A 19,037-nucleotide genomic window follows, 5' to 3' on the forward strand; every position below is an offset into this window, starting at 1 on the left:
CGCGTGATCCACAAGATGTACCCTGCCCGCGCCAGACCCAATCCCGCTCTCCATTCTCCGACTCGCCCCATATTGCCTCCAGCCGGACCATGGGCCGCAAATCTTAAGAAAAACCTCCATCCCCTCCAAGATCACGTTCATCCCCCCGTAAGGACCCGCTGCTAACCTCCGGCAGGACAAAGCTGAGGAGCACACAGAAACCGCATGGGTTCACTTGCCGCGAGCGCATCCAACGCAACACAGTCCCCCCTCTCACAAGCAGGGATTGCCAGCCGTGACTCCTTTGCCGAACTTGCCGTGCGTCTGGGGGATGTTCAGGCGGCCGTTCTCGCGCTGCTAGAGCTTTTTGCCGCCCTCGCAGACCATCTGGCGGCGGAAGGTACCGGTCCCGATCCCGTGGCCGAGGCCGATCATGCCGCCCGCACATTGGTGGGTGTGTTGCCAGTCATCTCTGGCGATACCTATATCCGCGCCCTTGGTGAAACCCGCGCCGCCCTGCATGAGATTGCGCAAGAGGCGCGGTCGCTCAAGGCCTATGCCGCGCTGACCCGGCTCACCGCCGCCTCGTTGCGGGTGGATGTGCTGCAAGCCTATGTGGTCGAGGTGCAGCAGATCGCCGAAGCCGTGCAGGAAAACGCCCAATCGCTGACCGAATGTGTGGAAGTGATCGATCTTGAACGCGGCCCAGCGGTTGCGGCCCAGCGTATGGCGACGACCGGCCTGCAACGCATGCTGGATGAACTGGCTCAGGCCCATGCCGCCAGTGCTGGCCTCGCAAGCGAAGAACGGGCGTTCCGAGCCGATCTGACGCGGCGGATTGATCGGCTGTCGCAAGGGGGGCGGACAGAGATTTCGGCTTTGATTTCCATGGTCCAGTTCGCCGATCAGTTTGCCCAAAGGCTGGAGCATATCGAAACGATCCTGACGTCCGATGTCGACCCTGTCGACACTGCCCCCTTGGCCGCCGCGCTGGAGGCGGCGCTAGTTGCGGATGCGGGTTCGGTGTGTTCGGCCGCCGTCAACAGCCTTGACCGTCTTGCAAAGCTGGCACGGCGCTCTGCCTTGGTGGATGGGGCGGCGCTTGCGTCCAGCCCGCTTGGCCGGTTGTTGCAGAGCCGACGGGCCGCCCTGGATTGTGTGCAGCGTTGCAATCAGGAAACTGCGGCCTCGCTGTCCTCGGCAGCGGCGGCCGCGCGCCAGATCTCCGGCGCGCTCGCCGGGGCGCAGCGCGAGTTTGATGCCCTGCGCGCCAGCGCCGCCAGCGTCAGCATCGCAGCAACCAACGCCCTGCTGCTGCCCGGTCGTACCGGCGAAGCACGGCTGCCGCTTGGCGTTCTGGCCAAGGCAGTGCAAGAAAGTTCGGCCGCTTTCCGCGACAAGACTGCCGCTGCCAGCCTGTCGATCAAGGGTCTGTCAGACGGGTTTGATGGCAGCGTCATCGCCGCGCTGGAACAGGGTCTGGCCGGATTTGATGAATCGGTCCAAACCTCTTCGGCCCGAATCGATGCCGCTGATGACAGCCAGCGCCGGATTGCTGCGCTGCTGTCAGATATCGACGTTGCCGTTGCTGCACTGGACCACGCCGCCAAGGACAGTCAGGCGGCAATGGCCCGTGTTCTGGCCTCGCTGCGCATCCTGCGGAACTCGGCGGCACCGATCAATCATGGGCGGCCCAATCCCGGCAACCTTGAAAAGTTCATCTCCATTTACACAATGGCAAGCGAGCGTGAGGTTCATGGCGCTGTGACCGGAATCGCCTTGCCAGAGCCTGAACCAACAGCATCAGAGATCGAATTTTTCTGACCCGCTGCTCACGACACGCTGCACAGTCAAGGCCCGTCTAGGCAACCGTGCGGTCGTGTCAGATCGTGGCAATCGGGGTCACTGGCGATCCCACCGCGCCCGGCAACCGCAAGGGCGGTGCCGTCAAAAACACAGCCGTACGCCCGCGCTGTTCCAAGGCACTGGCCAGATCACGCATGTACCACAACTCGGCCAGTGGCATCCCCAGTTTGAACAGGCAATGGTGGTGCAAGGGCAGCTTGAAACAGCAATCATCCGGGGTCAGATGCGGATTTTCCACCGCATAATTATCTGCCGCAATCGCAGCGATCCGGCTGTCGCTGATCCAGCGTTTCAACGCGTCATCTGTTCCGTCAAGCACTGCGCCAAACCGGTCCAGTGCCGCCGGATCGGGTGCTGACTGCATGTCCAGCAAAGCCTCGGCATATCCGGTGCGCAGCATGACGATATCGCCCTGCCGCACCTCAACCTGCTGCGCTGCCATCACCGCCTGCAGATCATTCAGCCCGACACTCCGCCGCTCTGGCCCAAAAGCGCGCAGCAGATCAATTAGCACTCCGCGTCCCTGCACCCCGCTTTCCGCCATTCCCGCTACCGAAAGATGTCGGGCAAAAGACCCGTGCACGCTGCCATCGGTCTGGCCTTCAATGTCGGAACCGGCCCGGAACCCGTTGTAATAGACCGCTTCGCTCACGCCGTCGCCATCCGCGTCGAAGAGCGCACCGACATGGGCCAACGAATCCCATTGCGTTGAATACTGGGTGGACAGCAGCACCTGATCGTCGCTCAGCACATCCTGCAGCCCCGCCGCCACGTTTTCGAGCGGATAGTTGATATAGGGCGTATCGCCCAGAAACGTCGGCTGCAGGCGTGGCGGTTTGCGGCGCGGGTGGATCGAGACGGTGCCGGGGATGTCCAGCGGCAATGACAGGCAAAAAACCAGCCCTTCCCGGATTTCCTTTGCCGCTGCAAGCCGCTGCGCAGCACCGATATGGTTCAGCGTGCCCAGTTCATCCTGTGGGCCGAACCGGCCCCAGTTTGACCCTTCGGGGCTGTTCTTCCACCGCTTCATTCCATCCCCCGTTTTGCCTTCTCAACCGTTCCGCGCTCTCGGCAGTCCACAGGTGGCGCACATCACTGATATGACCCGCGACGCAAGGCTTGCGCAACCACATCCATCGCAATTTATGCGTTGACAATATAACTACGAAGGTTTGATAAGCAATACATATAAGGTTCGGGGAAACCTTCGGAGGAGAACAGATGAACGCGATCGCCAATTTTTTCATGCGGATCATGAGCCGCTATATGCCCGACCCTTTGGTCGTGGCCATTATCCTGACCGCATTGACCGTTGTCTTTGCGGTGCTGAGCCAGGGCACCGGTGTTCTGGAAGCCACGCAGTACTGGGGCGACAATTTCTGGAGCCTGCTGGCCTTCACCATGCAGATGACCATCATCCTGCTGGCCGGCTACATTCTGGCACGGACGCCGCTGGTCAACTGGCTGATGGACAAGCTGATTGCCCCGGTTACCACCCCGCGCGGCGCCGTCATTGCCGCAACCATGATCGCAGGTGTCGCCACCTGGTTGAACTGGGGCTTTGGTCTGGTCATCGGCACGTTGATCGCGCAGAAACTGGGCCACAAGGTCAAGGGGCTGCACTATCCGCTCGTCATCGCGGCGGGCTATTCCGGCTTTGCCATCTATGGCATCGGCCTGTCTGGCTCGGTCCCCTTGCTGATCAACACGCCGGGACATTTTCTGGAGGAGACCATTGGTCTGATTCCACTGAGCGAGACGATCTTTTCGCCCATCATGCTGATCACCAGCGCGTTTATCGTGCTGACCTTGCCCTTCTTCAACGCCATGCTGCTGCCGAAAAACCCGGCGGATATCAAGGAGGTGGCGGCCAATGAGCAAGCGCGCGTAACCCAACCCGACACCGCCCGCGACTCGGTTGCCGAAAAGCTGAACAACAGCGCCATCATCGGCGTCGGTACCGGCCTGTTTGGGGTGCTGTATACCGGGCTGTACCTTTGGAACGGTGGAGCCATCACGCTGAACTTCGTCAACACCTTGTTCCTGTTTCTTGGCATCCTGCTGTTTGTCACCCCCAACCGCTTTCTGGCGGCCCTGACGGACGGGGTGAAGATCTTGGGGGGTGTGATTATTCAATACCCGTTCTACGCCGGCATTCTTGGCATCCTGTCCGGATCCGGCCTGATCGTGACCTTCGCCAGCTGGTTTGTTAGCATATCGACCGCCGAAACGCTGCCGATCTGGTCATTCATTTCGGCCGGCCTGATCAACATCTTCGTGCCTTCGGGTGGCGGTCAGTGGGTCATTCAGGGCCCGGTGATGATGGAAGCCGCCCGCCAGCTGGGCGCGCCAATCCCTGCCACCGCCGTGGCCGTGCAGATCGGCGACCAGTGGACCAACATGGTGCAACCGTTCTGGCTGTTGCCCGCCCTTGCGATCTCGGGGCTGAAGCTGCGCGACATCATGGGCTATATGGTGCTGATCCTGATCTATCTGGGTGTGATCTTCGGTGCTGCCGTCGCGATCTGGGGCCAAATGGGGGCCTGACCAGATGCCATACATGATCGAAACCTACGACAAAGCCGAAGCCGGAGACCTGCGTCTCCGGCTTCGGCCCGCGCATCTGGAGTATCTGGAGGCAAACCGCCACCTGTTGCTGGCCTGCGGTGCCAAGTTGTCAGATGACGGGCGCGCGGCAAGTGGTGGATTGTACCTTGTCGCACTCGAAACCCGTGCCGAGGCAGAGGCATTCATCGCCGCCGATCCCTTCCATCAGGGCGATTTGTTTGACCGGGTGGTCATCACCCGCTGGCGACAGGCCTATCTGGACAGGCGCAACACATTGGAAGAAGGCTGACATGCTGTATCAGGTAGAGATGACCGTTCTGCTGCCCGCTGACATGGACGAAGCGCAGGCGGCAGAAATCAAGGCGCGGGAAAAGGCCTATGCACAGGATCTTCAGTGTCAGGGTATCTGGCGCCACCTGTGGCGGGTGGCAGGCAGCTACAGCAACCTGTCGATCTTTGATTGCCGCGACAACGCCCATCTGCACGAGGTGTTGACCGGCCTGCCGCTGTACCAGTGGATGAAGATCACCGTCGCACCGCTGTGCCGTCACCCCTCCTCAATCCATGAGGATGACCGATGACCCAGACCGCCGTCATCACCGGCGGCGCGGGCGGAATCGGCGCGGCCATCACCGCACGACTGGCCGCTGACGGGTTCCGCACCGTGGTGCTGGACACCGCTGACCCCGAAATCCGCCCCGACCGCTTCGTCCAGGTCGACCTGTCCGATGCCGAGGCGACGCGCGCCGTCACGGCAGACCTGGTCGCCACGGAAAGTGTCACCTGTCTGGTCAACAATGTCGGCATCGTCGCCCCCGGCCCGCTGGAAGCCGTGGATCTGGACGAATTTGACCATTTGTTCCATGTGAACCTGCGCGCCTCGCTGATCTGCGCGCAGGCCTTTGTGCCCGGCATGAAGGCGGCAGGCAGCGGGCGCATTGTGATGAACACCAGCCGGGTCACCTTGGGCAAGGAACAGCGCACGCTCTACAGCGCCACCAAGGGGGCAGCGCAGGCCATGGCCCGGACCTGGGCGCTGGAACTGGCCTCCAGCGGTATCACCGTGAACTGCGTTGCCCCCGGACCCATAGGCACGGCAGCGTTCTGGGCCAACAATCCCCCGGATGCGCCTCTGACCCGCCAGATCATCGACAAAGTGCCCTTGCGCCGCATGGGCCAGCCCGAAGATGTGGCCAATGCGGTGGCGTTCTTCTGCGCGGCCGCATCGGGGTTCGTTACAGGACAGACCCTGTTTGTCTGCGGCGGCGTTACGGTGGGCTTGGGCGGGGCCTGATGGCCCCACCCCTTCAGGCCAGAAGCTGCGTCAGCAATGCCACAAACCGGTCTGGCTGCTCCACGCATGGCAGATGCCCCGCATCGGCAATTTCGACAAACTGCGCCCCGGCAATCTGCTCTGCCATGGCACGCACTAGCGCTGGCGGTGTCGATGCATCGTCACGCCCCACCACCACCAGCGTTTTCGCCCGAATGCGCGAAAGATCCGCAGTATAATCGGCATCGCGGATCGCGGCACAAACGTCGGCATAGCCCTGCGCCGGTGTCCGCTCCAGCATCATGCGCCACATCTGGAAATCGGGCGTCGTTGCATAGCCGGGGGCAAACCAACGTGACAGGATGGCATCGGAAATCGACGCGATGCCATTGTCCAGCACCGCAGCAATTCGGGGGTTCCAAAGCTCGGGTGAGCCGATCCTGGCCGCCGTATCCGCCAGCACCAGATGCGGCATGGCCTGCGCCCGGCGCAGCGTAAGGCGCTGCATGATCAGCCCGCCCACGGACAGGCCGACGCCCGCAAAACGGGTGATCTCCAGATGATCCAGCAGCATCTCCACATCATCGGCCATGGTCTCGATGCTCGGTGAAGTACGCGCGACGCTCAGCCCATGCCCGCGCTTGTCATGCCGCAAGATACCCCAGTCAGCCGGCAGTCGCGCGCAGACCCGGTCCCAGACCCGCAGGTCAGTGCCAAGCGAATTGGCAAAGACCAGCACAGGGGCCTCTCCCTGCGCAGGACGATAGCCATAATGCACGCCTTGCAGCGCGCCGAACTCTTCTACACTCATCGGCGTCACGTCGCGATCCCTCCGTCGAAAACGTCTCTAATACTGGCCAAAAACAGGTTCAGCGGCGGGCTTTCCCTGTCGGCCCGGTAAATCAGCGCGATCGGCGCCGTCCGCGAGGTGCCCCGCAACGGGCGGTAGACCACTCCGGGCAACAGCGCATGCCGCATGGCCTCCGGCACGATCGCCACGCCAAGCCCGGCCCCGACCAAAGAGACAATGGCCGCAAACTGCGGCGCACGGTGAACGATATTAGGGGTCACCCCCGCCTCGGCCCAGGCGGCATGGGCGGCCGCTGAAAAACCGGTGTTCGGCGGCAAATGGGTCGCGATGAAATCGGCCCCATTCAGATCGGCAAGCGAAACTTCCTCCGCGCCAGCAAGTTCATGGGTTTCAGGCAGCGCGATCCACAAGGCCTCGTGATGCAGGGTGTGCGCCACGACATCGGGCGGAATATCAGGATAGGGCAGCCGCACCAGCCCCACATCCAGGTTGCCGGCGGCGACCTCTGGAAACTGGCGGTCCAGATCCATCATCACCAGCCGCAGGTCGATCTGGGCTGCACGGCCGCGGAAATCGGTCAGAATCCGTGTCAACACGCCATTGAAAGCGACCGCACCGACATAGCCCAGCGACAGCTCTCCCAAAATCCCGCGCCCGGCGCGCAGGGCGACGTCCTCGGCGCGCCGGGCATGGCGCACAACCGCCCGGGCATCGGGCAGAATCAGCGCGCCTGCAGGCGAAATCGACACCCGGCGCCGGGTCCGATCAAACAGAAGAGCCCCGACAATTTCTTCCATTTGTTTCAGATGCTGGGTAAGCTGCGGCTGAGACACGCCAAGCCGGGCTGCCGCCCGCCCGAAATGCAGCTCTTCGGCCAGAACGCACAGCAATTCATAATGCTTCAGCGTCAGCAACACATTTCCTTTTCTAATCACTGAATGGTTTATATCAGAAAAAATGATAAGCGGCGGTGCAGTAAAATGCAACAGCCTGCCGGCATCTAGGGCTTTTGAAGCGCCCGTCCGTCACCAAATCGTCACTTGCACGATATCTGGCTGTGACATGCGGCTGCTAGGCGACCTCCAGTTGAAAAGGAGATCGCCATGACCATCCGCACCATCCTGACCGCAACCGCCTTGACCTGCGTTGTCGCCTTCCCCGCCGCCGCCGAATTCGCGCTGGATCAGCGCTACACCGACGCGGACGGCGACATGATTGCCGATATTCCGACCGACCCTGCCCAGTTGGTAGACCCTGACACGTTGATCTTTGCCTATACTCCGGTCGAAGATCCGGCCGTCTATGCCGAAGCCTGGGCCGATTTCATCACCCATATGGAAACCGTTACCGGCAAGACCGTGCAGTTCTTCCCGATCAACAGCAACGCCGCCCAGATCGAGGCGATGCGCGCGGGCCGTCTGCATATTTCCGGCTTCAACACCGGGTCGAACCCGCTGGCCGTGGCCTGTGCGGGGTTCCGCCCCTTTGCGATGATGGCCGCCGCCGATGGAAGCTTTGGCTATGAGATGGAGTTCATCACCCATCCGGAATCGGGCATCACGTCAGTGGAGGACATCAAGGGCCGCACCATGGCCTTTACGGCGGAAACCTCGAACTCCGGCTTCAAGGCACCGTCGGCCCTGCTGGCGTCGACCTACAACATGGTCGCCGGCACCGACTTTACCCCGGCATTTTCAGGCGCACATGACAATTCCATCCTTGGTGTCGCCAACAAGGATTATGACGCTGCCGCAATTGCCAACTCGGTTATGGCCCGAATGATCGAACGCGACGTGATCAAGGCCGACCAGGTCGTCAGCATCTACAAATCCGATACCTTCCCGACCACAGGGTATGGCGTTGCCCATAACCTGACGCCGGACCTGCAGGACAAGATCCGTGACGGGTTCTTCAGCTTTGACTGGGCCGGCACCAGCCTTGAGGCAGAATTCGGTAAATCGGGGGAGTCGCAGTTCATTCCGATCACGTTCAAGGACAACTGGACTGTCGTGCGCGAAATCGACGCGGCAATGGGTGTTGAATACACCTGCCAGTGACCGACTGACAGACCTTGATGCGGGCGGAGATTTCCGCCCGCATCCTGCATTTCTGCCAAGGACATCCCATGCTGACCCTGACTGATCTGACCAAGACCTATCGGAGTGGAGACAAGGCACTGGCCGAAGTCAGCCTGACCGTGCCGAAGGGGCAGGTGGTGGGCCTGATCGGACCATCGGGGGCGGGCAAGTCAACGCTGATCCGCTGCATCAACCGTCTGGTGGAACCCAGCAGCGGCAGGATCACCCTGTCGGGAACCGAGCTTTCCGGTCTGGGCACGCGCGCCCTGCGCCGGGAACGGCGGCGGATCGGGATGATCTTTCAGGAATACGCGCTGGTCGAGCGGCTGACCGTGATGGAAAACGTATTGTCAGGGCGGCTGGGCTATGTGTCGTTCTGGCAAAGCTTCACGCGACGCTTTCCCCCGGCGGATATAGAGCGGGCCTATCGCTTGCTGGACCGCGTTGGCCTTGTGGACCATGCCGACAAGCGCGCCGATGCCCTTTCGGGCGGGCAGCGCCAGCGGGTGGGCATTGCGCGGGCATTGTCGCAAGAGCCGGAGCTGTTGCTTGTGGACGAGCCAACGGCCAGCCTAGACCCCAAGACGAGCCGTCAGATCATGCGGCTTTTGATCGAGATCTGTGCCGAACGCGGCCTGCCCGCGATTGTGAACATTCATGACGTGCCCTTGGCGCAGCAGTTCATGCAGCGCATCATCGGGCTGCGCGCCGGGCAGGTGGTGTTTGACGGACCGCCCGAACAGCTGACCGAAAGCGTGCTGACCACGATCTATGGGGCCGAGGACTGGACGGCCATGCGCAAGGATGGCGAGGCAGACCGCGTGGCCGAGGCCGAAGCCGTAGCGCGTCTGGCGATGATCAACGCATGAGCGGCTATCCCACCACATGGCGGCGTCCGCCGCAGATTGTCACCGACCGGCGGTGGCGTATTGCGCTGAGCGTGGCGGTGCTTGCCTATCTGGTGATCGGGATGGGCAGCGTCGAGGTGAACTGGGCGCGGATGATCGAGGGCGGTGAACGGGGCTTGCGCTTTATCAACGGGTTTCTGCAGCCCGATTTTACCTCGCGCTGGCGCGACATCTCGAACGGGCTGATTGAAAGTCTGACGATGACGCTGACCTCGACTGTGGTCGGGGTCGCCATCTCGGTGCCCATCGGCATCGGGGCGGCCCGGAACATTGCGCCGCCGTGGATCTATTACATTTGCCGCAGCATCATCGCGGTCAGCCGCGCGCTGCAAGAAGTGATCATCGCGATCTTTCTGGTGGCCATGTTCGGCTTTGGCCCCTTTGCCGGGTTCCTGACGCTGAGTTTCGCCACGATCGGATTCATCGCCAAGTTGCTGGCCGAAGACATTGAGGACATTGACGAAGCGCAGGCCGAGGCGATCCGCGCAACGGGCGCAAGCTGGCTGCAACTGGTACATTACGGCGTGCAGCCGCAGGTGATGCCCCGCCTGATCGGGCTGTCCCTCTACCGGCTGGACATCAACTTCCGCGAAAGCGCGGTGATCGGCATTGTCGGCGCAGGCGGCATCGGGGCCACCCTTAACACGGCGATTGACCGCTATGAATATGACAGTGCGGGGGCGATCCTTTTGGTTGTTATCGCCATCGTGATGGTGGCGGAGTATTCGTCGTCTTATCTGCGGAAGTTCCTGCAATGAGTACCTTTCCACAAACATGGACCTTCCGTAGCCCGCGTGCCCGGCTGGCGCTGTGGTTTGGCTGGCTGTGCCTGGTGGCGCTGTTCGTCTATTGTTGGCAGGTGATGACCGCCAATACCATCTGGGCCTTCATCTGGGATGCTCCGCGTCAAGCGGCGGACATTGGCGGGCGGATGATGCCACCGCGCCTGTCCTATCTGCCGGAACTGCTGGTGCCCTTGTGGGATACGCTCAACATGGCGACACTGGGCACGCTGCTGGGGGTGATCCTCGCCGTGCCGGTGGCCTTTCTGGCGGCGCGCAACACCTCGCCCTCCTTGCTTTTCCTGCGGCCTGTGGCGCTGTTCATCATCGTGGCCTCGCGGTCGATCAACTCGCTGATCTGGGCGCTTTTGCTGGTGGCCATCCTTGGGCCGGGGCTGCTGGCCGGGATCATCGCCATCGGCCTCCGCTCGATCGGGTTCATCGGCAAGCTGCTGTATGAGGCGATCGAGGAAACCGACATCCGCCAGATCGAGGCGGTGACGGCGACAGGGGCGAGCGCGGCGCAAGTGCTCACCTATGGCATTGTGCCACAGATCATGCCTGCCTTCTGGGGCATCACGGTGTTTCGCTGGGATATTAACATCCGCGAAAGCGCCATTCTCGGGCTGGTGGGCGCCGGTGGGCTGGGGCTGAAGCTGCAGGCTTCTCTGAATACTCTGGCCTGGCCGCAGGTCACGATGATCCTGCTGCTGATTCTTCTGACCGTGGTGGCGTCAGAATGGGTGTCGGCCCGCGTGCGTGCCGCGATCATCTGATCTAAGGTCGCTGCCCACAGAGTCGCCCGGGCTCTTTGCAGCCCGATGCCCGCGGTGTGATCGACGGATTTTGCTCGCGCCATGCTCCGCTGGCGGCAGGTCGGGTGCCTGCACTAAGTATCGTTTTGCTGAAATCCGTTCACAATGACCCGTCATGTTTGCTGACAGCCGGCGAAATCTGCGGGGCGGAACGGTCCCCATAGCATGACCTTGTGCGGGACGGGCATCCCGGTGCCAGCGGCGTTAACCTGCTTCATTCTGGCCAGATCGCGGCGCGCTGCCCGCCCGGTTTCGCCAGAGCCCCTTTCCGGCCCGCGGAGTATTGGTCAGAGTTTGCGCAGATAGGACGCAGAGACATAGCCTTTGAGCCCGCGCACCCGGTCTAGCGTGACGCTGCACCAACGGGTGCTTCCGGATTGTTCACATCGGTGAACCCGCACCACGGCACCGTTCGGCAGGCCGACGATCACCACATACCCAACCCCCGGACCGGCACGCATCTTGAGCATGTCATCGTCATCGACGCCAAAAACCTCATGCCTGCCCAAGGGATCGGCCGCAGCAGGGGTGATCGCGGACACGGTCGCCAGCATGGCTGCCACGATCGAACCAAGGAGTGCGTTTCGCATTGTTTTGCCTGTTTGTTGTTCGCACCTTGTATTAGGAGCTCTGAACGTCAAACGGAATAGCCGCATGCGGCCGAGACGACCGCCCTTGTCAGGCACGACCGGTCCCCTGCGGGATCACTTGCCCTGGTGGAGATGTAGTCTTCGGCCACACCACGCGTCGATGGCCTGCCGAAACCCTTCGCAAGGCCAAGACTTTTTTACGAAATCAATGATCGAGTCGCTCTTAGTGCAGGCAAATGTCCATCAAGCAAGAGCGCACGCACATTACCATCCGGAGGGGCTCAGCAATAGCCCGTTGTCCCCGATACTGGCCCTGAACGGGCGACCCTCGGTACAGACGCGGCCGAAGGGGCGGCGTTGATATTGTCATGTGTTGCGATGCCGAGAAAATGCGCCACAAGATCCAGCGCCGCCCGGCAGTCCAAACTCGTTACCACTACCATCACCCCTCCCGAGGCTTTGCCCCAAACCGATTCGCACGTTTGTCGCTCAGAATTGGGGTTGCAATTTGTCTTAACAGCGAAGCTCCCCCATGGACTGTGTTCTTTTTGCCGTAATGTGGTCACATTTTGTTGTGGGGTTCTGGCCCGAGTCTTGCCTTCGGCAACGCGGTATGAAGCGGCCAGACTGGGCCGCGCCAATGGTTTCGGAGCAGCGAACAAACCCGCATCTTCACCACAATTCGAGGTTGTATTGGCCGGACCGCGTACATTTTGTAAGTCCCACAGGGAAACAGAGGTGCATCAGCCCCTGTAACGACGACCCGAGCCTTGGTCCTTCGGCCAGACCGCCAGTTGCAAAATTGGAAACATTTCGCAAAGACCATCCGCGCAGTTGGTAAAAGTCCTTGCAATGTCCGCCTCGCATCTTAACGTATTGTTAACTAATGAGGTCGTGCAGCAGGCCCTTCCAAACCGAACTCTGGAGTCTTCCTTCCATGCCGTCACACACACGTGTCGAGGGGTCCGATCTTGTGACTCTTCAAAAAAGTGATGCTGCCGATCGCAGTGTCCGCGTCGACTGGAACAGCTACGCATCGGCCTACGATCTGCTGTCCGAGCACAACCCAGAGTATCAAGCGTTGCTGCACGACTTTGAGGCCTTTCTGGCAACAATAGAAAAACCGCGGCTGATTTATGACATCGGTGGCGGCACCGGAAATTATACCAAGATTGCCGCGCGCATCTGCCCCGAGAGCGAAATTCGCCTGATGGAGCCCGATGCAGGCATGATCGGCATGGCCAAATCCAAACTCGCGACGCATGGCAACATCAGCTATGGCACCCTCGCTCTGGAAGACATCGCTGCAAGCGAAGCCGCAGATCTGGTGATCTGCGTGCACGCGCTTTACACTATGCCCTCCCCAGAGGAGCGGCTTGTTGACCTGCGTCGGCTGCTGCGCCCGGGCGGCTGGCTCTATCTGATCGATATGGGTCGGCACATGGATGTACGCGACTGGCGCAATTACCTGTTCTCGAGTCTGAGACAACAACTCGGGCTGGCGGGCGCGCTTCGGGTCTTCTGGCAGGGTCGCGAAATCGCCAAGCAGAACAAGAACATCTTCGAGGCACAAAAGGCCGGCGACTACTGGACGCATAGCGAAGCAGAGCTGGCAACTGCGGCCACCGCTGCCGGTTTCGAAATCGTCAGGAAGCAATCTGTCTATCGTGGATACAGTGACCTGCTCGTCTGTCGCGCACGGGCATAGCGGCGCAGAAAGACAGAAAAACCAATGATGAACCCACATGTCATCGAAGCGCTGCAACGCTCCCGCTATAAAGTTCTCAGCGAAAGGGCCGAGCTCGAAGAGATCTATCGCCTGCGCTACAAATGCTATCTCGCCGAAGAAGCGATTGGCGAAAATGAGACGGGGATGCTCACCGACGCGCTCGATGACGCGCCGAACTGCGTCCATGTCGCGATCGAGGTCGATGGGAAGGTGCAGGCGGCGATGCGGTTGCACCTTCTGTCAGATCTCTCGCTTACTTCGCCGACGCTGGATGTGTTTCCCGAATTGGCGGAGCATCTCAAGAAGGGGCAGACAATTCTGGATCCCACCCGCTTCGTGATCGATCCAGAGGCCCGCAAGATGCGCGTGCCAATACATTTTCTGGCCCTGCGTATTCCGTTTCTTGCCGCGATCTTCTACGATATAGACTTGGCGCTTGCCTCTGTAAGAACTGAGCATATTGCATTTTACCGCCGGTACCTTGGGTATACGCTGGCGATCAAAGCGCGCGACTATCCTGGGCTAAAAAAGCCGCTGCATCTTCTGACTGCAAATTTCAGAAAACAGCGCGACGCCGTTCTGGCACGTTCACCGGTCTTTGGCCCCATCGAAGAATTCCCGCATGCCGACATCGCCTTTCCGGCGCTTTCGGGGGTCTATACCGCTTCGAAGGCGGGCAGGTCCGAGGCCGCCTGACAGGCATCTGATGTGGCGTTGATGGCGCAACACGGTACAAGACAAGCCACACCGCCGCGCCTTTGCTGATTGTCGCGCAAAGCGCAACTTGCAATGTCAGCCTTATATTTGCCATTATCATCTGAGGAAAAGCCACGCGCCGCCCGTCGTATGGCCGAATTTCGACACATTGGCACAATAGGGCTCGCATTTACGACAGCGGCAGAGGCATGCATGATTGACCTGCAGATGGTTAGGGCGGCCTGGGCGAACCGGTTCAACACGGACGGTCGCGAAAAACTGATCCGAGATTACGTGGTCCTTCTCAACCAGGTGGTCTGGCAGCGGCAGGCGAGCTTCTTTGCCGCCGCCGTTTTGGCGGCGCTGTATTTTGATCCGATCTCTACCTTCGCATCTTACGCGCTGGTCGTTGTCACCGAGATGCTGGACTTGATGCTTGCCCGAAAATCCAATGCCTGGGATGGACGAGACCCCGTGGTGGGCCGAAAAATCCTCAGGGGCATTGCTGTTAACACGGTCCTCAGTGCTGTGGCGATCAGCATTTTCAGTATCAACATAGCGGTTCAGCAGACATCCGGGGGACATTTCACCCCCCTGTTCTTTTTGTTTTCTGCATCCCTGTTCGCGGCAATGTACAACAGCCAGATGGTCGGCATCCTGCTTTTGCGTCTGTCGATCTACGGGGCCGCGTTTCTCTTTATCGCGTTTCTTGACGTCTACCGCTACTTTCCTCCCCTGAGCTCTCCGGTCTGGCTGGAGTTCTTCACGATCATATTCGTGCTCTATTTCATCGTGGATATCTCGGCGAAGTTCTATCGAAACTATCAGGACCGGCTGGACCAGATGAAACTGCTCGAGGCGGAAAACGAGCGGACCAAAGTTGCCTTGGAAATCAAGTCTCAGTTTCTTTCGACGGTCAGCCATGAATTGCGCACGCCGCTGACCTCGATCATCGGCGGGCTGGACCTTGTCAACAATGGCGTCCTTGGTGAGGTGCCTGAAAACCTCAGGCCCGTGATCGGCGTCGCGGCCAAAAACGGACATCGGCTTGCCAGCCTGATTGACGACCTGCTGGACCTGCAGAAGATCGAGGCAGGAGAGATCGTGTTTCATCTCAAACCAATAGACGCAAACGATCTGGTGGCCGATGCCGTGGAATCGACCATCGGTTATGCAGACAAGCTCGGTCTCCGGGTTGCAACCGTTCCCTGCGGTGACGCGTGCCGCTTCATGGGCGACCGCAGCCGCATGATCCAAGTGATGAACAATCTGCTTTCCAACGCACTCAAGTTTTCCAAACCGGGCGGCACCGTCACGGTGCGCGTTGAAACCCGCGGCTCGCGTGTCCGCATCCTGGTCGAGGATGAAGGCGTTGGCATTCCGAGCGGGGCGAATGAGCGCGTTTTTGGCAGATTCAGTCAGGTCGATTCTTCGGATATACGCAAGGTCGGTGGCACCGGCCTTGGACTCAACATCACCAAGCAGATCGTCGAGCGCCACCACGGCATGATCGACTATATCAGCGAACTCGGTGTCGGATCGACATTTTTCATTGAATTTGAGCGCCTTACGGGTAAGGACGGGATAAACGCAGGTGCCAGTCCGGATGTCGCAAGCGGAACCACAGTATGACAGAAAACATCGCCCGGGCCAGAGGCGCGCTTACTGTGACGCGTTATACGTACGCCACAGGTCACGCAGCCGGTCGGCGAGACGCATCGGATCAAAGGGCTTTGGAATAACCTCCAAGGCGCCTTCCTTGATCAGACCATTCGAAAATTCCTCCCCGATCCGCGCCGTCATGAAGACAACCGGGACATCGCTCAGGCCGGGCAATTTGCGGAGTGCGTAAAGCGTTTCCCTGCCATCCATTTCCGGCATCATGTAGTCCAGCAGGAACATGTCCGGACCAAAGGCGACAGCCTCTGCGATTGCTTGTTTGCCGGAACTGCATTGCAGAAGCTCAAATTTGCCGATCTGTTTCAGCGCGAGATTCGCTATGAACAAAACGTCTTCGGCATCATCTACGTGCAGAATCCGCTGCAGCTCTCTCATCACGTCGTCCTCAGAATGTGTCGGCCTTTGGGTCAACCTGAAAGCAGATTGCATGGTAAAGGCATGACTTCCAGCAGTTTATCACATGCGACTCTCCCGCAGAGCGCGGAGCCGGATTGAAACCGGTCCTCTCGGCAGGCCCCTTTTCCAATTTGGAAGGCTCGAAATAGCAAGAAAATGGGCAGATGCACAGGATAAAAAGATTTGCTGCACTTTGACTGATGGCGAAATCCTGCTGCGCCAGAGATCCGAGAGAGCGCTCGGGCGTCTCATCTCCAAGGTCTTTCTGCCAAAGCGAATGACGGTCTGCCGGCCTGTTCTTGAGCGCTCCTTGCTTGGCTTACCCTCTTGAGCGCCTCTCTGGTGAAAAGCCGGTTGCATCTTCCGGTGCCAAGAGCTGTTCGCGCTGATCCAGCGTAACGCGCGCCATGCCGTGCAGGTCGATGTCCGACCCCTCAAAGACCTCGGGGGTTCGCGCCTGATGCACAACCAGATCCTGCAGGATGGTGCGCAAATGAAGGCGCATCGCAGCTTCGGCCCGGGGTGGATCTTTCGCTTCGATCCCGTCAACGACCGCAGCATGCTGTGTGACAATGCGATCTATGTCCAGATTTTGGGTCGTCAGATAGCGCACCCTGTCCATCTGCGACTTCACGCCATCCATGACTTGCCACAGATGCTGACGCCCGGCCGCTTCGGCCAGCGTCCGGTGGAAAAGATCGTCAAGCCGGAGGAATTCGGTGCGATTCGGCTGGGTCAGACCAAGGCTGCACAGGCGGGTCTGCGCCTCCAGCTGACGCCGCAGTTCCCGTACCAACGCGCCGTCTGACGCCGCCGCAACAATCCTTACCAGATCACTTTCGATCGCTTCGCGAATAAAGCGGGCATCTTCAACGGCACGCAAAGAAATCTTGCAGACAAAGGTACCACGCTGTGGACGAACCTGAACCAGACCTTCCTCTGCCAACTTGATGAATGCTTCACGGACGGGCTGCCGGCTGACGCCGAACTGAACGCTCAGCTCGGCCTCTGATACCCGTTCCCCAGGCATCATCCGGTTTTCAATAATCCGTGTCCGGAGGATCTGAACCAATTGCCGCCCGACAGAGCCACGCGGATCGATCTGATCGCTGTTGATCCCTGTAGCCATGCCGCTTCATGTTTCTGTTCAGCAGACCGGTCGCGTCCGGAACGGTCTTTCGCCACTAGTATGGTAGCGCCAAGCGGGCTGCCGGGCAATGGCGGAGCAGGGCATCGCCTTGCCTGGTATGGTAGTATGGTTTAAATTATTCCAGCAGAGAGATTCGCAATGGCAAATTGCCTTGCGCCTTCGTACTGGTCGAAGCCGCCGCGATGCGGTCTACGGTCTGCAATCGCGTGGTGCCAAGGTACGGCAGGGTGTGGCCGGACCAACACCGCTGTGGCGCAACATTGGGGTGGGCAAGGAAATTGTGTTCAACGAGCCGCGATGCCTTGATACCGCAGTGTCAGCGCCATCGTGCTAACTGGGCCAGGCATCATCGAACGGGCCCATGATCACCGGCACCTTTGTACTGGCCACGGCACTGGCCGCCCATGACGCCACTTGCGACCGCACCAAAGTGGTCAGGCTGCAACTTTGTTTTGCCGGCACCCGAGCGCGGCGTATCTGTTGGGAGGAGTGAAGATGAGACAGACGTGGCGTTGGTTCGGCCCCAAGGATCTGGTATCCGTTGACGACATGCTGCAAGCCGGTGTGGAAGGGGTCGTGACGGCGCTGCACCAGGTCTCGACCGGTGATGTCTGGTCCCCGCAAGCCATTGCGCAGCGTCAGGCAGAATTGGCGGTGATGAAAAGCGGTGCCGCCTCCGGACTGAAATGGGAGGTGGTGGAAAGCCTGCCAGTGTCGGAAGACATCAAACGACAGACCGGTGACTGGAAGACCCATATCGCCAACTGGATCACCTCCATGCGCAACCTGCGGTCTGCGGGGATCGAGGTGATCTGCTACAACTTCATGCCTATTCTGGACTGGACACGCACCGATCTGGCCTACCGGCTGGCCAATGGCGCAACATGCATGCGTTTTGACGCCGTCGACTTTGCTGCGTTTGATCTGTTCCTGTTGCAGCGCAAGGGCGGCGAGTCTGATTACAGCCGCGAGGTGGAGGAAGCAGCCCGTGCCCGCTTTGCCGACATGTCAGATGCCCGCAAGCAAGAGCTGTGCGGCAACGTGGTCTTTGGCCTGCCCGGGTCAGCAGAGCGGATGTCGATGGAGGATGTGAAGACGCATCTGGCCCGCTACGACAACATTTCGGCCGAACAGCTTCGGGGGCATCTGATCGATTTTCTGGCTGAGGTCAGCCCGATCGCACAAGAAATCGGGGTACGGCTGTGCTGCCACCCGGATGACCCACCCTTCCCGCTGTTGGGCCTTCCACGCATCATGTCGACCGAGGCCGACTACCGGGCCGTGATGGATGCGGTGGATCTGCACGCCAACGGTATCACGCTGTGCACCGGATCCTTGGGCGCGCGTGCCGACAATGATCTGCCGGGTATGATGAAGCGGCTGGGCGACCGCGTGCATTTCCTGCATTTGCGCAATGTGGCGCTGGAGGAACGGCATCTGGGTGGGTCTTTCCATGAGGCGGCACATCTTGAGGGCAACACCGACATGGTGGCGATGATCGCGGCAGTTCTCGCCGAGCAGGCCAAGCGCAAGGCTGTGGGTCGCGCCGACTGGCAGATCCCCATGCGTCCGGATCACGGACAGGACATTCTGGATGATCAAAATCGCAAGGCTCAACCAGGCTATCCGGCCATCGGGCGCCTCAAGGGGCTGGCAGAACTGCGCGGCATCATGACGGCGCTGTCCCATCCGGCGGTCAGAGCCGCGGGCTAGCGC

The 19,037-nt window shown here is 60.2% G+C and carries 19 protein-coding genes; 13 read left to right on the forward strand and 6 right to left on the reverse strand.

Annotation, left to right across the window (positions count from 1 at the left end):
- Positions 1 to 204: 204 nt before the first annotated feature.
- Positions 205 to 1,803, forward strand: coding sequence for a hypothetical protein (locus tag CXR43_RS13955; protein ID WP_146036528.1), 1,599 nt, complete (start codon positions 205 to 207; stop codon positions 1,801 to 1,803).
- A 58-nt stretch (positions 1,804 to 1,861) separates the two neighbouring features.
- On the opposite strand, the gene CXR43_RS13960 is transcribed toward CXR43_RS13955, so the two are convergent.
- On the reverse strand, positions 1,862 to 2,875 hold the full coding sequence (locus tag CXR43_RS13960) for a cyclase family protein (protein WP_103334783.1): 1,014 nt from the start codon (positions 2,873 to 2,875) through the stop codon (positions 1,862 to 1,864).
- Between the two features lie 191 nt (positions 2,876 to 3,066).
- Here CXR43_RS13960 and CXR43_RS13965 point away from each other — a divergent pair, with 191 nt between their 5' ends.
- From CXR43_RS13965 to CXR43_RS13980, 4 genes are read left to right on the forward strand one after another with little or no spacing between them, the layout of a single operon-like run.
- Complete coding sequence (locus tag CXR43_RS13965; protein WP_103334785.1) at positions 3,067 to 4,392, forward strand: short-chain fatty acid transporter; 1,326 nt, start codon at positions 3,067 to 3,069, stop codon at positions 4,390 to 4,392.
- A gap of 4 nt (positions 4,393 to 4,396) precedes the next feature.
- Positions 4,397 to 4,702, forward strand: coding sequence for a YciI family protein (locus CXR43_RS13970; protein WP_103334787.1), 306 nt, complete (start codon positions 4,397 to 4,399; stop codon positions 4,700 to 4,702).
- Position 4,703: 1 nt separating this feature from the next.
- A complete protein-coding gene (catC, locus tag CXR43_RS13975; RefSeq protein ID WP_103334789.1) occupies positions 4,704 to 4,994 on the forward strand; it encodes a muconolactone Delta-isomerase in 291 nt (96 codons plus the stop codon).
- Positions 4,991 to 5,707 (forward strand): SDR family oxidoreductase, encoded by a 717-nt coding sequence (locus tag CXR43_RS13980; protein ID WP_103334791.1) that lies wholly within the window; start codon positions 4,991 to 4,993, stop codon positions 5,705 to 5,707. The genes catC and CXR43_RS13980 overlap by 4 nt, the downstream gene beginning before the upstream one ends.
- Positions 5,708 to 5,720: 13 nt before the next feature.
- On the opposite strand, the gene pcaD is transcribed toward CXR43_RS13980, so the two are convergent.
- Positions 5,721 to 6,497: a 3-oxoadipate enol-lactonase gene (gene pcaD, locus CXR43_RS13985; protein ID WP_103334793.1), complete on the reverse strand. Its 777-nt coding sequence runs from the start codon at positions 6,495 to 6,497 to the stop codon at positions 5,721 to 5,723.
- A gap of 5 nt (positions 6,498 to 6,502) precedes the next feature.
- Complete coding sequence (locus CXR43_RS13990) at positions 6,503 to 7,411, reverse strand: LysR family transcriptional regulator (RefSeq protein WP_146036529.1); 909 nt, start codon at positions 7,409 to 7,411, stop codon at positions 6,503 to 6,505.
- A 189-nt stretch (positions 7,412 to 7,600) separates the two neighbouring features.
- On the opposite strand from CXR43_RS13990, the gene phnD reads away from it, so the two are divergent.
- The 4 genes from phnD to phnE (CXR43_RS14010) all read left to right on the forward strand — a co-directional run bounded on the left by phnD (position 7,601) and on the right by phnE (CXR43_RS14010) (position 11,041).
- A complete protein-coding gene (gene phnD / locus CXR43_RS13995) occupies positions 7,601 to 8,554 on the forward strand; it encodes a phosphate/phosphite/phosphonate ABC transporter substrate-binding protein (RefSeq protein ID WP_103334798.1) in 954 nt (317 codons plus the stop codon).
- Positions 8,555 to 8,622: 68 nt separating this feature from the next.
- On the forward strand, positions 8,623 to 9,444 hold the full coding sequence (gene phnC / locus CXR43_RS14000) for a phosphonate ABC transporter ATP-binding protein (RefSeq protein WP_103335336.1): 822 nt from the start codon (positions 8,623 to 8,625) through the stop codon (positions 9,442 to 9,444).
- Positions 9,441 to 10,241, forward strand: a complete 801-nt coding sequence (phnE, locus tag CXR43_RS14005; protein WP_103334800.1) for a phosphonate ABC transporter, permease protein PhnE — start codon at positions 9,441 to 9,443, stop codon at positions 10,239 to 10,241. Before phnC ends, phnE (CXR43_RS14005) begins: the two co-directional genes overlap by 4 nt.
- Positions 10,238 to 11,041 carry a phosphonate ABC transporter, permease protein PhnE gene (gene phnE / locus CXR43_RS14010; RefSeq protein WP_103334802.1) on the forward strand — a complete coding sequence of 268 codons (804 nt, stop codon included), beginning with the start codon at positions 10,238 to 10,240 and terminating at the stop codon, positions 11,039 to 11,041. Before phnE (CXR43_RS14005) ends, phnE (CXR43_RS14010) begins: the two co-directional genes overlap by 4 nt.
- 326 nt (positions 11,042 to 11,367) lie before the next feature.
- On the opposite strand, the gene CXR43_RS14015 is transcribed toward phnE (CXR43_RS14010), so the two are convergent.
- Positions 11,368 to 11,670 carry an SH3 domain-containing protein gene (locus tag CXR43_RS14015; protein WP_103334805.1) on the reverse strand — a complete coding sequence of 101 codons (303 nt, stop codon included), beginning with the start codon at positions 11,668 to 11,670 and terminating at the stop codon, positions 11,368 to 11,370.
- Between the two features lie 973 nt (positions 11,671 to 12,643).
- Here CXR43_RS14015 and CXR43_RS14020 point away from each other — a divergent pair.
- From CXR43_RS14020 to CXR43_RS14030, 3 genes are all read left to right on the forward strand, one after another.
- Positions 12,644 to 13,378, forward strand: coding sequence for a class I SAM-dependent methyltransferase (locus tag CXR43_RS14020; RefSeq protein ID WP_246831398.1), 735 nt, complete (start codon positions 12,644 to 12,646; stop codon positions 13,376 to 13,378).
- Positions 13,379 to 13,402: 24 nt separating this feature from the next.
- Positions 13,403 to 14,095: an N-acyl amino acid synthase FeeM domain-containing protein gene (locus CXR43_RS14025; protein ID WP_246831399.1), complete on the forward strand. Its 693-nt coding sequence runs from the start codon at positions 13,403 to 13,405 to the stop codon at positions 14,093 to 14,095.
- Between the two features lie 213 nt (positions 14,096 to 14,308).
- A complete protein-coding gene (locus CXR43_RS14030) occupies positions 14,309 to 15,727 on the forward strand; it encodes a sensor histidine kinase (RefSeq protein ID WP_103334810.1) in 1,419 nt (472 codons plus the stop codon).
- A gap of 30 nt (positions 15,728 to 15,757) precedes the next feature.
- On the opposite strand, the gene CXR43_RS14035 is transcribed toward CXR43_RS14030, so the two are convergent.
- Both CXR43_RS14035 and CXR43_RS14040 read right to left on the reverse strand, forming a co-directional pair.
- Complete coding sequence (locus CXR43_RS14035; protein WP_103335341.1) at positions 15,758 to 16,150, reverse strand: response regulator; 393 nt, start codon at positions 16,148 to 16,150, stop codon at positions 15,758 to 15,760.
- A gap of 340 nt (positions 16,151 to 16,490) precedes the next feature.
- The gene (locus tag CXR43_RS14040) at positions 16,491 to 17,300 is read right to left on the reverse strand and encodes a GntR family transcriptional regulator (RefSeq protein ID WP_103334812.1); all 810 of its coding nucleotides are present in this window, start codon (positions 17,298 to 17,300) and stop codon (positions 16,491 to 16,493) included.
- A 516-nt stretch (positions 17,301 to 17,816) separates the two neighbouring features.
- Here CXR43_RS14040 and uxuA point away from each other — a divergent pair.
- Entirely contained in the window at positions 17,817 to 19,034 is a 1,218-nt protein-coding gene (uxuA, locus tag CXR43_RS14045) for a mannonate dehydratase (protein WP_103334814.1), read from the forward strand.
- Positions 19,035 to 19,037: the final 3 nt, after the last annotated feature.

Source organism: Pseudotabrizicola formosa (assembly GCF_002900965.1).
GTDB lineage: Bacteria > Pseudomonadota > Alphaproteobacteria > Rhodobacterales > Rhodobacteraceae > Pseudotabrizicola > Pseudotabrizicola formosa.

Excerpts from the sequence above, each read along its gene's own strand:
- CXR43_RS13955 (WP_146036528.1), top strand. The coding sequence starts at position 205 with ATGGGTTCACTTGCCGCGAGCGCATCCAACGCAACACAGTCCCCCCTC.
- CXR43_RS13960 (WP_103334783.1), bottom strand. The coding sequence starts at position 2,875 with ATGAAGCGGTGGAAGAACAGCCCCGAAGGGTCAAACTGGGGCCGGTTC.
- CXR43_RS13965 (WP_103334785.1), top strand. The coding sequence starts at position 3,067 with ATGAACGCGATCGCCAATTTTTTCATGCGGATCATGAGCCGCTATATG.
- CXR43_RS13970 (WP_103334787.1), top strand. The coding sequence starts at position 4,397 with ATGCCATACATGATCGAAACCTACGACAAAGCCGAAGCCGGAGACCTG.
- catC (WP_103334789.1), top strand. The coding sequence starts at position 4,704 with ATGCTGTATCAGGTAGAGATGACCGTTCTGCTGCCCGCTGACATGGAC.
- CXR43_RS13980 (WP_103334791.1), top strand. The coding sequence starts at position 4,991 with ATGACCCAGACCGCCGTCATCACCGGCGGCGCGGGCGGAATCGGCGCG.
- pcaD (WP_103334793.1), bottom strand. The coding sequence starts at position 6,497 with ATGAGTGTAGAAGAGTTCGGCGCGCTGCAAGGCGTGCATTATGGCTAT.
- phnD (WP_103334798.1), top strand. The coding sequence starts at position 7,601 with ATGACCATCCGCACCATCCTGACCGCAACCGCCTTGACCTGCGTTGTC.
- phnC (WP_103335336.1), top strand. The coding sequence starts at position 8,623 with ATGCTGACCCTGACTGATCTGACCAAGACCTATCGGAGTGGAGACAAG.
- phnE (WP_103334800.1), top strand. The coding sequence starts at position 9,441 with ATGAGCGGCTATCCCACCACATGGCGGCGTCCGCCGCAGATTGTCACC.
- phnE (WP_103334802.1), top strand. The coding sequence starts at position 10,238 with ATGAGTACCTTTCCACAAACATGGACCTTCCGTAGCCCGCGTGCCCGG.
- CXR43_RS14015 (WP_103334805.1), bottom strand. The coding sequence starts at position 11,670 with ATGCGAAACGCACTCCTTGGTTCGATCGTGGCAGCCATGCTGGCGACC.
- CXR43_RS14025 (WP_246831399.1), top strand. The coding sequence starts at position 13,403 with ATGATGAACCCACATGTCATCGAAGCGCTGCAACGCTCCCGCTATAAA.
- CXR43_RS14030 (WP_103334810.1), top strand. The coding sequence starts at position 14,309 with ATGATTGACCTGCAGATGGTTAGGGCGGCCTGGGCGAACCGGTTCAAC.
- CXR43_RS14035 (WP_103335341.1), bottom strand. The coding sequence starts at position 16,150 with ATGAGAGAGCTGCAGCGGATTCTGCACGTAGATGATGCCGAAGACGTT.
- CXR43_RS14040 (WP_103334812.1), bottom strand. The coding sequence starts at position 17,300 with ATGGCTACAGGGATCAACAGCGATCAGATCGATCCGCGTGGCTCTGTC.
- uxuA (WP_103334814.1), top strand. The coding sequence starts at position 17,817 with ATGAGACAGACGTGGCGTTGGTTCGGCCCCAAGGATCTGGTATCCGTT.